Origin of the sequence: Candidatus Poriferisocius sp., from assembly GCF_965208355.1 — a bacterium.
GTDB lineage: Bacteria > Actinomycetota > Acidimicrobiia > Acidimicrobiales > Bin134 > Poriferisocius.
This window is the reverse complement of sequence record NZ_CBDBOM010000003.1, coordinates 1,335,201-1,347,829: the sequence shown is the minus strand read 5'-3', so window position 1 is coordinate 1,347,829 and position 12,629 is coordinate 1,335,201. Positions and strand designations below refer to the sequence as shown.

The following is a 12,629-nucleotide window of genomic DNA, read 5'->3' as shown; positions in this document are numbered from 1 at the left end:
CTCAAGCCAACTCCGGCCACAGAGCCAGCGCAGTACCGCCCAGGAACTGAGCCTGCTCGCTGGGAGACATCGCCGCGCAAGCCGCCCGAGCCTGGTCGGCCAACTCGGTGTAGGGCCGATCGTGGGTCTGGGAATAGTCCGACCCCCACATAAGCCGGTTAAGGCCGAACTGCTCGGCCAGCCGCTCCAGCATGGCCGCCGATTCGCCGGCATCCAGCACATGAGGGGTGACCTTCAGGTACAAGTTCTCCAGATGGGCGTAATTGCCAATCGACTCGGGAGCGAATCCGCAGTGATCCAGAGCCAAGATCACGTCAGGATGGGCCGCCACCGCTTCGACCAGCGCGGGCAGGTGCTCGGGCACGGTGGCCGCGCTGACCCGGAGCCCCAGTCGCCGCGCTGTATCCCATGTGGCCTCATCTTGCAGCGGGCCTCCCCCGCCGACGGCGTAAAACCGCACGCCGCCAACCCCGGCCGCCACCAATGCGTCAAGCTCAGCCGGATCGTCCACAATGGCCACCGCGCTGAATGAATTGGGATAGGCCGCCCGGGCATCTACGACATAGGAGTTGTCCGTGCCGTAGCCTCCGAGGGCCTGTACCAACACCGCCCGGTCCACATCGGCGGCTGCCATCTCGGCCAACAGCTCCTCAGCGGTGACCGGTGCCTCGTACACCCACTCCACCCCCGGATAGTCGGCCACCTGGAGCGGATATCTCTCTAAGTCATCAGAAATCACGTGGGTATGGGTGTCGACGACGAGCACCCGGCTAGTTTGCTCGGCAGCGCCCCGGAACGCCGACCTGAAGTCACTTGGTCCAACGAGGGCTCGAGAGGAGGCCTAGACATGGCTGGTTCATCCCAGAAGTACACCTGCTTTGAGATCGCGCTTGAAGAAGGAGTCGCCCACTTACAGCTCAGCCGACCAGAAGCCAGAAACTCAATGATCCCGGAGTTCTGGTCTGAGCTGCCCACTGCGGTGAACGACCTGTCCGACTCCGGGGTGGCCCGGGCGCTGGTGATCTCCTCCACCGGACGCCATTTCACCGCAGGAATGGACCTGTCGGTGTTCACCCAGCCGGACTCGCTGTTCTCGGGTGGCTCGGATGCCGATACAGGGACAGCAGAGGTTCCGGAGTTCGGCCGAATCCGAGCAGAGACCCGAAACTTGGCCCTGACCCTTCAAGAATCATTCAGCTGCCTGGAAAAGGCCCGCATGCCGGTGTTGGCCGCGGTTCAGGGAGGCTGTGTCGGCGGCGGGGTGGACATGGTCAGCGCTGCCGACATGCGGTATTGCACAGCCGATGCGTTCTTCTGCATACAGGAGATCAACATCGGTCTGACCGCTGATCTGGGCACCCTGCAACGGCTGCCCCGGATCATTCCCGACGGACTGGCCCGCGAGCTGGCCTACACCGGCCGCCGACTCACTGCTGATGAAGCAAAGACCGCGGGATTGGTCAATCAGGTGTACTCCGACCAAGACGCAATGATCGAAGGCGTCTTTGAGATTGCCCGGGAGATCGCCGCCCGATCGCCGCTGGCCATTTGGGGATCAAAGGAGATGCTCAACTACACCCGCGACCACAGCGTGGACGACGGACTCAACTATGTGGCCACCTGGCAATCCGGCATGTTCCACCCCGACGATATGGCTGAGGTCTTCGCGGCGAGAGCCGAGGGCCGCGACCCAGTCTTTCAGAACCTCCTTCCCACCCGACGCAAGCTATAGAGCCTCCAGCAGCTGATGCCGTGCGGTGGTGCCTAGTCCCAGACGGCAAGGAGCAGACCGATAAGGGCATAGGAGATCAGGGGGTATCCGACGTTGATGGCGAGCAGCTTTAGGCTCCGGCCTTCAAAGGCGTAATTCACCCCGTGGGACGTAAGCACAAAGCCGACTGCGGCTAGCACGCCCAATCCGAGACCCTCCCCCGCGTTGTCAGCTCCCATGCCCTGCACCAACAGCGCCAAGCCCAGGGTGAAGACGATGGCCAATACGATGGCCACCACATAGGGCACCCACTGACGCGACGTGCCCTTCATGACGTCTATGTCCTCCTGAGTCATGCCAGTCTCGGCCATCCATGGCCGAGACAAAGCCCCATACCACGCGGCACCCAACACCTGATTGAACACCACTGCCACCAGAACAGCCAGATAGTTCAGATCACCGAAATCAATGTTGTCCATAGTCCCATTCTGCCCCGTCTTACCCGCACGTGGTGTGTATCGCGAAGCGTGTAGGTTCAGCACATGCCTTCAATTGCTACTGATCGCTATGTCGACCGGACCGAGATGGAGGAATTCGTCCGCCCCCGCCACCGGGGTGTGCTGCTCACCACTCGCCGCGACGGTCGCCCCCAAAGCTCGCTGGTGACGCTGGGGCTCGACACCAGCGGCCGAGTGGTGGTGTCCAGCTATCCCGAGCGGGCCAAGTCGATAAACGCCAAGCGCAGCCCCGCGGCCTCGATGGTGGTGATGTCGGACGAGTTCGGCGGCGAGTGGATACAGCTCGACGGAACCGCCGAAGTCCTCGATATGCCCGAAGCCCTCGACGGCCTGGTGGAATACTTCCGCGTCATCTCCGGCGAGCACCCCGACTGGGACGAATACCGCGAAGCCATGGCCCACCAGGGCAAGTGCCTCATCCGCCTCACCATCGACCAATGGGGCCCCATCTCCAAAGGCGGATTCCCCGCCCGCCTCGTCGAAGACTCCTAAGACCGTCCTGGGTCTGGAATCGCCTTCACCCCAGCCGCGCCAGTTTGCGGCGGAGCCAGTCTTCTCGGTCGGAGGCGTAGCGTTGGGCAATCTTGGTGTTTGGGAAGAGGCCGACGCCGTGGGGGCCGCCGGGGTAGACGTGGAGCTCGGTGGGGACGCCGGCGCCATAGAGGCGCATCGCGTAGGTGATGTCCTCGTCGCGAAAGCCGTCGGCGCCGCCGACGCAGACGTAGGCGTCGGGCAGGCCAGAAAGGTCTTCGGCTCGGGCCGCAGCCGCGGTGTAGGGCACATCCTCAGAGCCGTAGAGGTCGCCCAGATAGCACCTCCATCCGAATGCGTTTGTCTGCTTGGTCCAAATCACCAGGTCATCGAGCTGGCTCGACGGGGTGATCTGCCGGTCGTCGAGCATCGGGCAGTCGAGCAGCTGGAACTGCAACGGCACCTCGTCCCGGTCTCGGGCCAACAGCGCCAAGGCCGCGCACAACCCTCCCCCAGCGCTGACCCCGGTAATCCCGATCTTGTCACGGTCGATGCCAAGCTCATCGGCATTCTCATACGTCCACTTCAAGCCCGCGTAGCAGTCCTCCAAGGGCCCGGGATACGAAGTCTCCGGGGCTAGCCGGTACTCCACTGATACGCCGACGATGCCGTAGGTCGGACACCACCGGTCGAATTTGGCGTCGTCCATGTCGTAGGTACCCCGGATATAGCCCCCGCCGTGAATCGAATAAACACACGGCACGGAGCCCTCAATCCCTCGCGGGCGGTGTACCCGCACCACCACCCCGTTGGCCGCATCCACCATATGATCCGACCGCTCCACCGCATCACTCAGCTCGGGGAACTGAACCGGCAATGTGGCTCTAATCTCAGGCAGCAGCTCAACACTAAGATCACGGGTTGGCACCGTGTGCTTTAGCCGCTCGATCTCGGGATCCAGCGGAATTGTTGTCATTTCAACTCCGAAGTGTTTGCCGCAATTCCGATGCTCACCCAAGCCGCGCTAGTTGGCGGCGGAGCCAGTCTTCTTGGTCGGCTATGTAGCGCTGGGCAATCTCGAGTTGGGTGAAGACTTGAACGCCGTGGGGAGCACCGGGGTAGACGTGGAGCTCGGTGGGCACACCGGCACCGTAGAGACGCATGGCGTAGGTGATGTCCTCATCGCGGAAGCCGTCGGCACCGCCTACGCAGACGTATGCCTCGGGCAGGCCTGACAGGTCCTCGGCCCGAGCCGGCGCCGCGGTGTAGGGCACATCGTCGGATCCGTAGAGATCACCCAAGTAGCACTGCCAGCCGAAGGCATTCGACTCCCTGTTCCAGACCACCAAGTTTTCGATCTGGCTGGAAGGGGTGATCTGGCGGTCGTCGAGCATCGGACTATCCAAGATCTGGAACTGCAACGGCACCTCGCCCCGATCCCGGGCCAGCAGCGCCAGCGCGGCGCACAACCCTCCCCCGGCACTGGCCCCCGTGATGCCGATCTTGTCCCGGTCGACGCCCAAATCTTCGGCATGGTCGTACGTCCACTTCAAACCGGCGTAGCAGTCCTCCAACGGCCCGGGATAGCGCGTCTCCGGGGCCAGCCGATACTCCACAGAAACCCCGACAATTCCGTACTTGGGGCACCACCGGTCGAATATGGCGTCATCCATGTCGTAGCTGCCCCCGATATAACCCCCACCGTGGATCGAGTACACGCAAGGCAAGGCCCCTTCCGACCCCACCTCTCGGTGCACCCGCACCACCACGCCGTTGGCCTCATCCACCACATGATCGGTGCGCTTCACCGCGTCGCTGAGCTCAGGAGGTTCAAAGAACGGCACCCCCCGCATCTCGGCAAGTCTCTCCGCATTCATCTCCCCGCGCCATAGCATGGGTATGAGCGCCTCGATCTCCTCAATTACCGCCACTGTGGCCATGTCAACTCCTTGGTAGATGTCGTACTTCAGATACTCAGCCGAGCCGTTCTATCTGACGGCGGAGCCAGTCTTCTTGGTCGGCTGTGTAGCGCTGGGCAATCTCGAGGTGGGCGAACAAAGCCACACCGTGGGGGGCACCGGGGTAGACGTGGAGCTCGGTGGGAACGCCCGCGCCGTACAAGCGCATGGCGTAGGCGATGTCCTCATCGCGGAAGCCGTCGGCCCCGCCGACGCACACATAGGCCTCGGGCAGGCCCGACAAATCCTCAGCCCGAGCGGCCGCCGCGGTGTAGGGCACATCATTGGAGCCGTAGAGATCACCGAGGTAGCTCTGCCAACCGAAGGAGTTTGACTCCCTGGTCCAGATGATCAAGTCGTTGAGCTTGCTCGATGGGGTGATCTGGCGGTCATCCAGCATGGGGCAGTCCAGCAGCTGGAATTGCAGTGGCACCTCGCCCCGGTCCCGGGCCAACAGCGCCAGCGCAGCGCACAGCCCTCCCCCGGCACTGACTCCGGTTATGCCGATCTTGTCCCGGTCGATGCCGAGCTCATCGGCATTGTCGTAGGCCCACTTCAATCCCGTGTAGCAGTCTTCCAGTGCCCCGGGATAAGGCGTCTCCGGGGCCAGCCGATACTCCACCGACGCCCCGACAATGCTGTACTTGGGGCACCACTGATCGAATTTGGCGTCATCTATGTCGCGACTGCCCAGGATGTAGCCCCCGCCGTGAATCGAGTACACGCACGGTAGATCGCCTTCCGATCCCACCTCTCGATGCACCCGCACCACCACGCCGTTGGCCTCATCCACCACATGATCGGTGCGCTCGACCGCGTCGCTGAGCTCAGGAGGCTCGCCAAATTGCATTCCCCGCAACTCGGGCAAGTTCTCCGCATTGATCACATCAAGGGGCACCATGTCCTTGAGCGGCTCGATCTCCTCATGCAGCGCAACCGTGGCCATGTCAACTCCTTCTCTCTGCTCGTCGGATACCCGACCGGTATGAAGCAGCCCGAATACTAGTAGTGAATCGCCGGGACCCAACCCGCAGGCGTGGGTAACCATTGCCCTTGCTGAGTAACCTGCCGGGCGATGTCTTTTGTCGACGCCCCTAGCCCTCAATGATTCTCCAGCACCTGCGAGTCATCGAGGTGGGCGGAGGGATTGCCGCCTCCTATGCGGGAAAGCTGCTGGCTGACGCCGGCGCCGACGTCATCAAGATCGAGCCTCCCGGCGGGGAGCCTCTACGGCGGTGGTCGGCGTCGGGAGCAGAGCTGGGCGACAGAGACGGCCCTCTGTTTCAGTTCCTCAACACCTCCAAGCGCTCGGTGGTCGGCGATCCCAGCGATCCAGCCATGGCCGATCTGCTGGCTAGCGCTGACATCCTCATCGACTCCACAGACCAGGGTCTTGCCCCGTCAATCATCGACGCCGCCCGCCAGGCCAACCCCGCGCTGGTGCTGGTGTCGATCTCCCCGTGGGGGCGCACCGGACCCTATGCCCATCGGCCAGCCACCGAGTTCACTTTGCAGGCCGAGTGCGGGGGCATCGGCAAGCGGGGCAACCCGGAGCGACCCCCGGTGCAGGCCGGCGGCGTTATCGGCGAGTGGACCGCGGCCATCTACGCCGGGGTGGGGGCGCTGGCCGCGGCCCGAGCCGCCGGGCGCAGCGGTCGAGGCGACCATGTGGACGTGTCCATGTTCGAGACCATGGTCATGACCATGAACACCTACGCGTGGATCGCCGCCGAGCTGAGTGGCGACACCAACCCCGAGCGTCCCAGCCGAAACGTTGAGCTTCCTTCGATCGAGCCCACCGCCGACGGCCACGTGGGTTTCTGCACGGTGGCCCGCCAGCAATTCCTGGACTTTCTGGTGATGATCGGCCGTTCCGATTGGCTGGAGGACGAGGAGATGTGCGGCTACGGCGGCCGCTGGAAGCGGAGGGACGAGTTCCGAGCCGCCATGCACGCCTGGACCACCCAGCGCACCACCGCCGAGGTGATCGCCGAGGCCTCGGCCCGGCGCATCCCGGTGGCCCCCATCGGAAGCGGGGCGACCGTGCCCACCTTGGAGGCGTTCTCCGGCCGGGACGCCTTCACCACCAACCCCTCGGGCGGGTTCACCCAGCCCGCCGTCCCCTACCAACTGCACGGCGCCGCCACCCGGCCCTTCGAACCCGTCCCCGGCGCCGGTGAGCACACCGGTCAGATCGAAGCCCACACCCCCCAACCCAACCGGGGGGAGCCCAATGCGCTCCCTCTAGCCGGAATACGAGTGATCGACTTCACCGCCTGGTGGGCCGGGCCCATCGCCAGCCACTCCTTGGCTCTGCTCGGCGCCGACGTGGTCAAAATCGAGTCCATCCAACGAGCCGACGGAATGCGCTTCGCCTCCGCCCGCCCGCCCTCGGCGGACCAGTGGTGGGAGTGGGGCATGGTCTTCCACGGGGCTAACACCAACAAGCGGGACATCACCCTCGACCTCCGCTCCCCCGAAGGGGTGGCGGTGGCCGAGCGGTTGATCGCCGACGCCGATGTGGTGATCGAGAACTTCACCCCCCGAGTGATGGACGGCTTCGGCCTCACCTGGGAGCGGCTGTCAGAAATCAACCCCAAGCTGATCATGGCCCGGATGCCCGCCTTCGGCCTCAGCGGCGCTTGGCGAAACAACACCGGTTTCGCCCAGACCATGGAACAGCTAACCGGGATGGCCAACATCACCGGATACCCGGACGAGGATCCCCAAATCCCCCGAGGCCCGTGCGACCCGCTGGCCGGCATGCACGCGGTGTTCGCCACCCTCACCGCCCTCGAGGAACGGGACCGCACCGGCCAAGGGCGTCTAGTGGAGGTGACCATGGTGGCCGCCGCCCTCAACGCCGCGGCTGAGCAATTGGTGGAGTATTCCGCCCTCGGCCGCCAACTCCCCCGCGAGGGCAATCGGGGCCCGCGGGCCGCTCCCCAGGGGGTTTACCTCGCCGCCGGGCATGAGCGCTGGGTGGCCGTGTCAGTAGCCGACGACCACCAGTGGAAGAGCCTCTGCGACCTTCTAGACCGCCCCGATTGGGCTAACTACGACACCGTTGACAAGCGCCGGGCCGCGGCCGACTCCATCGATGCCGGAATAGCCGAATGGGTGGCCCCTCAAACTGACGCCGACGCGGTGGCGCAACTGCTCGACGCCGGAGTCCCGGCCAGCATGGTGGTGCTGCCCGCCGAAATCAGCAACCACCCCCAACTGCGGACCCGCTCATTCATTGAGCCAATCGACCACCCGGTGTGCGGGGAAGTATCAGCGGCCAGCCTGCCCTTCCGGTTCGAATCGTCCCCCGGCCCCTGGACCAAGACCCCGGCTCCCCTCCTTGGCCAGCACAACCACGAGATACTGGGCGGCGAACTGGGCTTGACCGATAACGAGCTGGCTGAATTGGAGGCCAAGGGCGTCAGCGGCACACGGCCTGTCGGGCTCTAGTTGACTACCCTATGCTCAGGATTTTTTGGGGGCACGATAATGCGGCGATGGATTCTGGCTTTGCTTCTCGCATTGGCGCTGGTAGCAGCAGCTTGCGGGGGCAACGACGATGACGGTTCGGGAGGCGATGCCCCACCGGCAATCGCCGAAGAAGCGGAACCCGAAGCACCTGCACCCCAAGCTGCTGAACCGGAAGCAACAGAACCTGAAGAGGTTGAGCAGGTAGAGCCCGAGCCTGAAGACGCCGAGCCTCAGGCCGCCGAACCCGAAGACACCGGGCCAGAAGAGGCTGCGCCTGAAGAGGCAGCCCCCGAGGAGCCCAAGCCCGAGCCAGTGGTGCTCACCGCGTCGTACCGCGGGGTCACCGAGACTGAGATCAAGATCGGCGTCGGATTCGTCGACGTCACCGAATTCGGCATCGACAACGGCGACCACGAGGCCCAGTGGCAGGCGGCCATTGACAGGGCCAACGACGCGGGAGGCGTCAACGGACGACTGTTGGTACCGGTGTTCGGGGAATACTCGCCAGTCGACGATGCGGCCATCGAGGGAGTGTGCGTGCGGTTCGTCGAAGACGAGGAGGTCTTTGCGTTTGTGGGCTTCGTCCTCTGGGACGGAGTGCTCTGCTACACCGAGCTGTACGGGGCCCTGGCCGTGAACACAGCAGAAATGGCACCCGACGTCATCGGGCGAAGCGGCGGGTTGCTCTTTACCACACAGGGAGGCCTCATCGAGAGGATCAACAGTCTCATCACTGCTGCCGCAACCGATGGGCAGATCGAGGGCAAGAGGATCCAGATCCATGCGTCGGCGGCGGAAGACGAGATCCTTCTCGAGCCAGTAAAGGAGCTGGTTGAAGCCGCTGGCGGCACCGTGACTCGGACGCTAGTTACGACTACTCCTCCAGGCGATGTCCCCGCGGGAGAAGCACAAGCCGACGTCTGGATCGAACGCGCCGAAGCTGACGATGTCGACGTCATCTTGACCTTCAATGGCGGCTACGGAACGGTTGGGGCGGTGGAGCGGGCCGGGAGCGATCTGGTGGTCGTTACGGACGCGGTCGCCCCATCTGCATATGTCGAATTTGGCTACAACCCGGGGCAAGTCAACCTATTTGCCTATGGCGTCCCAACACTCCAGGACTATTACAACGCTGGCGAAGCCGGTGTTCAAGAGTGCGTCGAGAACTATGAAACCCGCAGCGGGAACATAGTCAACGTCAATGTCCCCAGCCCGAGGCCCAACAACCTCCCCCCGACAATCCGGTCATGTCGTGGTATTGAGCTCTTCGTTGCCATCGCCACCGCCGCTGGTCCGGTGCTCACCCAAGATTCGTTCATCGAGGCCGCCCGTGGCCTGGGATCATTTGATCTCACCGGCACCACCTCCGCCTCTCTCAGCGAAGGAAAGTACAGCGCTGACAACGCACCGCTTGTCCGGCTCTACTGGGACTCCGAGAACAGCGAATTCGTCAGCGGGAACTGAGATCAGTCAGCTCCTGGGGGCACACCGCTAGGACGACGCCTCGTCCGTGTTGGGCTGGCTGGGATCGACACCCAAGGTCGCCGATTCCACTAGCTCCACCAAGTTGTCAGGGTCGCAATCCATCGTGCCCGGGGTGGCAGGGTGGCGCCGGATCCAGCCGCTGGGGGTGGGGCTCATCAGCAGGAAGCACGGCGATGGGATTCCCTCCGCAGGGTTTGTCGGCCCGTGCAGTCCTCGGCCGTCCCATTCGGTGATGGTGCGGGCCGACTCAATCACCAACTCCCGGGTCAGTCCCCCACCGCTGGTGAACATGGCCCGGTTGACTGCTTCTTCGAACAAGAGCGCAGACGCCCAGCTGGAAAGGCCGATCAGGTCAACCTCGGCCTCCTCGTCCACTTCCTCCCTCAAGAAGAGCACGTACCTCACCAACTCGACGTTGTCGCCCGGCTCCTCAAAGGGGAGCACCCCTATGCTCACCCACAGATCCGAGCCCAGTTCAGCGACTTCGGCCGCCCAACTCTGCGAATAGCAGTCGGCGCCGCAGAGGACGAAGGTCGGCCCGTCCGCGGGCTCCTCCACTGCCTCCCCTTCCTGGGGCTCTACTTCAGGATCAGCAGTGGGCTCTCCTTCGCCCGTCTCATCAGAGCCCGCTTCGGAAGTGTCGTCAGGCTCCTCTTCGGGCAGGGTGGTGGGCTCCTCCTCGGGCGCAGGGAAATCGAAGGTAGGCAGCTGCTCAAAAAGGTCGGCCCGGGCCTGGAGCAGTTCCATCAGCCGATTCCTGTCGGCCGACCAGGTGATCCCCAGAACCTGGGCTTCCAACATGGCTGAGGCCAGCGCGTCGTAGTCCTCGTCGATCACGTCGGCCGTGGCCTGAAAGGCAAAGTTGAGTCCTCCAGCAGTGGCCGCCTCGATATCCCGCTGGGCCCGGTAGAACGCCACCGGCATGTCCAGCACAACCGTGCCCACGGCGGCCGCGGCGACCGGGAAACGCTCGCTCATGAACTGGGCTGGACCGGCCTGCCAAACGGTATTGGATGTTGGATTGGAGACAAACGTCACCGGCGACGACCGCCGAGCCGGGCTCAGTGCGGCGGCCGGGAAGTCGGGCAGGAGGCAGGACTGGTCGTTCAAGAGGTCCACGCCATCGCCGTCGAATAGGGCATAAGACCCCACTAGAGCGAAGATGTCACTCTCGCAGGCTTCCTCAATGGCGGCTCGGTGGTCGAATACGTTGGCGTCGAAAAGGACGACCTCCACGTCCCGGCCCCCCAGGCCGCCGCTGCTGTTCACCGCTTGGGCCCAGGCTCGCATGGCCAGCCAAGCCGCTTCGCTGCCTCCCGTAACGGGGTTGCCGGTGCTGCTGTCGGCGATCACCCCTATGCGAATCACTGCATCGCTGACCCCGGAACGAATCGGCTCGGCTGTCGGTCCGGGCACCACCGTGTCCTGAGGCTCGGGGGTGGGAGTGGGGGTGGCCAGCTCGGGCGACGACACCACCGGTCCCTGGAGATCGGGGGTCTTGCAGGCTGTGACCACCAAGGCCAAGGCCACCGTCAGCACGAACGGCGCAATTGCAAGCTTGAGGAAGCGGGCGAGCCGCACGCCTTTATCGTCGCACGAAGTAGAGGTTGCGCGGGCGGCGGGGTCAGCCCCGGGCAGCTGCGAAGCCCTGCTCCAAGTCGGCGATGATGTCGTCCACCGTCTCCAAACCGACCGAGAGCCGCACCAGTCCGGGGTACACCCCAGTGCTGATCTGCTCTTCCTCGGTGAGCTGGGAGTGGGTGGTGGACGCCGGGTGGATCACCAGGCTGCGCACATCGCCGATGTTGGCCACATGGCTGTGCAGGGTTAGAGCGTTCACAAACTTCTCACCGGCTTCGCGTCCACCCTCGATGTGGAAGGCGGGCACCGAGCCGTAGCCCTTGCCGTCGGTGTAGTGATTCATCCGCTCGTGCCACGGACTGGACGACAGGCCGCCGAATTGCACCGACTCAACCTGGTCGTGACCTTCCAGGTAGTCGACCACCGCGTTGGCGTTGGAGCAGTGCCGCTCCATGCGCATGCTGAGCGTCTCCAACCCTTGGAGGAAGTAGAAGGCATTCTGCGGGGAGATGGCCGCACCGATGTCCCGAAGCAGTTGCACCCGGGCCTTGATGATGAAGGAACCGTTGCCCAATGCCGGCCAGAAAGCCAGGCCGTGGTAGCTGGGGTCGGGCTCGGTGAAGTTGGGGAAGCGACCGCTGGCCCCGTAGTCGAAGGTGCCGCCGTCGATGATGACTCCACCAATGGAGTTGCCGTGGCCTCCGATGAACTTGGTCATTGAGTGGACCACGATGTCGGCCCCGTGCTCCAGCGGGCGGATCAGATAGGGAGACGGCACCGTGTTGTCCACCATCAGGGGTATTCCCTCGGCGTGGCCCACCGCGGCGACGCCCTCGATGTCGAGGCAGTCGTTCTTGGGGTTTCCGATGGTCTCGGCGTAGAGCACCTTGGTGTTCTCCTGGATGGCGTTCTTCCAAGCACCCAGGTCGTCGGGATCCTCGATGAACGACACCTCGATGCCCATCTTGGGCAGGGTGTAGTGCAGCAGGTTGTAGGTGCCGCCGTACAGCGACGCGGAGGAAATCACGTGGTCGCCCGACTCGGCCAGGTTCAAGATGGCCAGCGTCTCCGCGGCCTGGCCCGAGGCCATGGCCAGCGCCCCGGGGATCCCGATTGCGGTCTCAGTCCCGCCTTCCAGCGCGGAAAGCCGGGCCTCCAGCACCATCTGGGTGGGATTCATGATCCGGGTGTAGATGTTGCCCACCTCGGCCAGCCCGAACAGCGCAGCAGCGTGCTCGGTGTCGCGGAACACATAGGAGGTGGTCTGGTAGATGGGCACGGCCCGCGATCCGGTGGCCGGATCGGGCTCCTGCCCGGAGTGGATCTGCTTGGTCTCAAAACCCCAGTTTTCGCTCACGGCTCTTCTCTCTTCCTTTCGGAGTTGCCGGGTAGATACTAATGAATTGCTGCCGTTTGGCAGCTATCGAA

11 protein-coding genes are annotated in these 12,629 nt (G+C 64.1%); 4 read left to right on the top strand and 7 right to left on the bottom strand.

Features of this window, described 5'->3' with window-relative positions; all coding sequences use genetic code 11:
- Position 1: 1 nt before the first annotated feature.
- Positions 2 to 766, bottom strand: a complete 765-nt coding sequence (locus ACOGXH_RS07495) for an amidohydrolase family protein (protein ID WP_419928484.1) — start codon at positions 764 to 766, stop codon at positions 2 to 4.
- An 81-nt stretch (positions 767 to 847) separates the two neighbouring features.
- Here ACOGXH_RS07495 and ACOGXH_RS07490 point away from each other — a divergent pair, with 81 nt between their 5' ends.
- Complete coding sequence (locus ACOGXH_RS07490; RefSeq protein ID WP_419928483.1) at positions 848 to 1,732, top strand: crotonase/enoyl-CoA hydratase family protein; 885 nt, start codon at positions 848 to 850, stop codon at positions 1,730 to 1,732.
- A 32-nt stretch (positions 1,733 to 1,764) separates the two neighbouring features.
- On the opposite strand, the gene ACOGXH_RS07485 is transcribed toward ACOGXH_RS07490, so the two are convergent.
- Positions 1,765 to 2,190: a DUF1761 domain-containing protein gene (locus ACOGXH_RS07485; RefSeq protein ID WP_419928482.1), complete on the bottom strand. Its 426-nt coding sequence runs from the start codon at positions 2,188 to 2,190 to the stop codon at positions 1,765 to 1,767.
- Positions 2,191 to 2,253: 63 nt separating this feature from the next.
- On the opposite strand from ACOGXH_RS07485, the gene ACOGXH_RS07480 reads away from it, so the two are divergent.
- The gene (locus ACOGXH_RS07480) at positions 2,254 to 2,721 is read left to right on the top strand and encodes a PPOX class F420-dependent oxidoreductase (RefSeq protein ID WP_419928481.1); all 468 of its coding nucleotides are present in this window, start codon (positions 2,254 to 2,256) and stop codon (positions 2,719 to 2,721) included.
- Positions 2,722 to 2,746: 25 nt separating this feature from the next.
- Here the strand turns inward: ACOGXH_RS07480 and ACOGXH_RS07475 are convergent, their stop codons facing one another.
- Genes ACOGXH_RS07475 through ACOGXH_RS07465 form a run of 3 tightly spaced genes read right to left on the bottom strand, consistent with a single transcriptional unit; the run spans position 2,747 to position 5,604 of the window.
- A complete protein-coding gene (locus ACOGXH_RS07475; RefSeq protein WP_419928480.1) occupies positions 2,747 to 3,676 on the bottom strand; it encodes an alpha/beta hydrolase in 930 nt (309 codons plus the stop codon).
- A 34-nt stretch (positions 3,677 to 3,710) separates the two neighbouring features.
- Positions 3,711 to 4,640 (bottom strand): alpha/beta hydrolase, encoded by a 930-nt coding sequence (locus tag ACOGXH_RS07470; protein ID WP_419928479.1) that lies wholly within the window; start codon positions 4,638 to 4,640, stop codon positions 3,711 to 3,713.
- Between the two features lie 34 nt (positions 4,641 to 4,674).
- On the bottom strand, positions 4,675 to 5,604 hold the full coding sequence (locus tag ACOGXH_RS07465; protein ID WP_419928478.1) for an alpha/beta hydrolase: 930 nt from the start codon (positions 5,602 to 5,604) through the stop codon (positions 4,675 to 4,677).
- Positions 5,605 to 5,762: 158 nt separating this feature from the next.
- Here ACOGXH_RS07465 and ACOGXH_RS07460 point away from each other — a divergent pair, with 158 nt between their 5' ends.
- The gene (locus ACOGXH_RS07460; protein WP_419928477.1) at positions 5,763 to 8,114 is read left to right on the top strand and encodes a CaiB/BaiF CoA transferase family protein; all 2,352 of its coding nucleotides are present in this window, start codon (positions 5,763 to 5,765) and stop codon (positions 8,112 to 8,114) included.
- 39 nt (positions 8,115 to 8,153) lie between these two features.
- Entirely contained in the window at positions 8,154 to 9,599 is a 1,446-nt protein-coding gene (locus ACOGXH_RS07455; protein WP_419928476.1) for a hypothetical protein, read from the top strand.
- A gap of 27 nt (positions 9,600 to 9,626) precedes the next feature.
- Here the strand turns inward: ACOGXH_RS07455 and ACOGXH_RS07450 are convergent, their stop codons facing one another.
- Positions 9,627 to 11,201 (bottom strand): hypothetical protein, encoded by a 1,575-nt coding sequence (locus tag ACOGXH_RS07450; protein WP_419928475.1) that lies wholly within the window; start codon positions 11,199 to 11,201, stop codon positions 9,627 to 9,629.
- A 43-nt stretch (positions 11,202 to 11,244) separates the two neighbouring features.
- Entirely contained in the window at positions 11,245 to 12,621 is a 1,377-nt protein-coding gene (locus ACOGXH_RS07445; protein ID WP_419930340.1) for a bifunctional o-acetylhomoserine/o-acetylserine sulfhydrylase, read from the bottom strand.
- Positions 12,622 to 12,629: the final 8 nt, after the last annotated feature.

What these genes read in the sequence shown, in the direction of transcription:
- ACOGXH_RS07475 (WP_419928480.1), bottom strand. Translation starts at nt 3,676, where the DNA reads ATGACAACAATTCCGCTGGATCCCGAGATCGAGCGGCTAAAGCACACG.
- ACOGXH_RS07480 (WP_419928481.1), top strand. Translation starts at nt 2,254, where the DNA reads ATGCCTTCAATTGCTACTGATCGCTATGTCGACCGGACCGAGATGGAG.
- ACOGXH_RS07465 (WP_419928478.1), bottom strand. Translation starts at nt 5,604, where the DNA reads ATGGCCACGGTTGCGCTGCATGAGGAGATCGAGCCGCTCAAGGACATG.
- ACOGXH_RS07455 (WP_419928476.1), top strand. Translation starts at nt 8,154, where the DNA reads ATGCGGCGATGGATTCTGGCTTTGCTTCTCGCATTGGCGCTGGTAGCA.
- ACOGXH_RS07485 (WP_419928482.1), bottom strand. Translation starts at nt 2,190, where the DNA reads ATGGACAACATTGATTTCGGTGATCTGAACTATCTGGCTGTTCTGGTG.
- ACOGXH_RS07470 (WP_419928479.1), bottom strand. Translation starts at nt 4,640, where the DNA reads ATGGCCACAGTGGCGGTAATTGAGGAGATCGAGGCGCTCATACCCATG.
- ACOGXH_RS07490 (WP_419928483.1), top strand. Translation starts at nt 848, where the DNA reads ATGGCTGGTTCATCCCAGAAGTACACCTGCTTTGAGATCGCGCTTGAA.
- ACOGXH_RS07460 (WP_419928477.1), top strand. Translation starts at nt 5,763, where the DNA reads ATGATTCTCCAGCACCTGCGAGTCATCGAGGTGGGCGGAGGGATTGCC.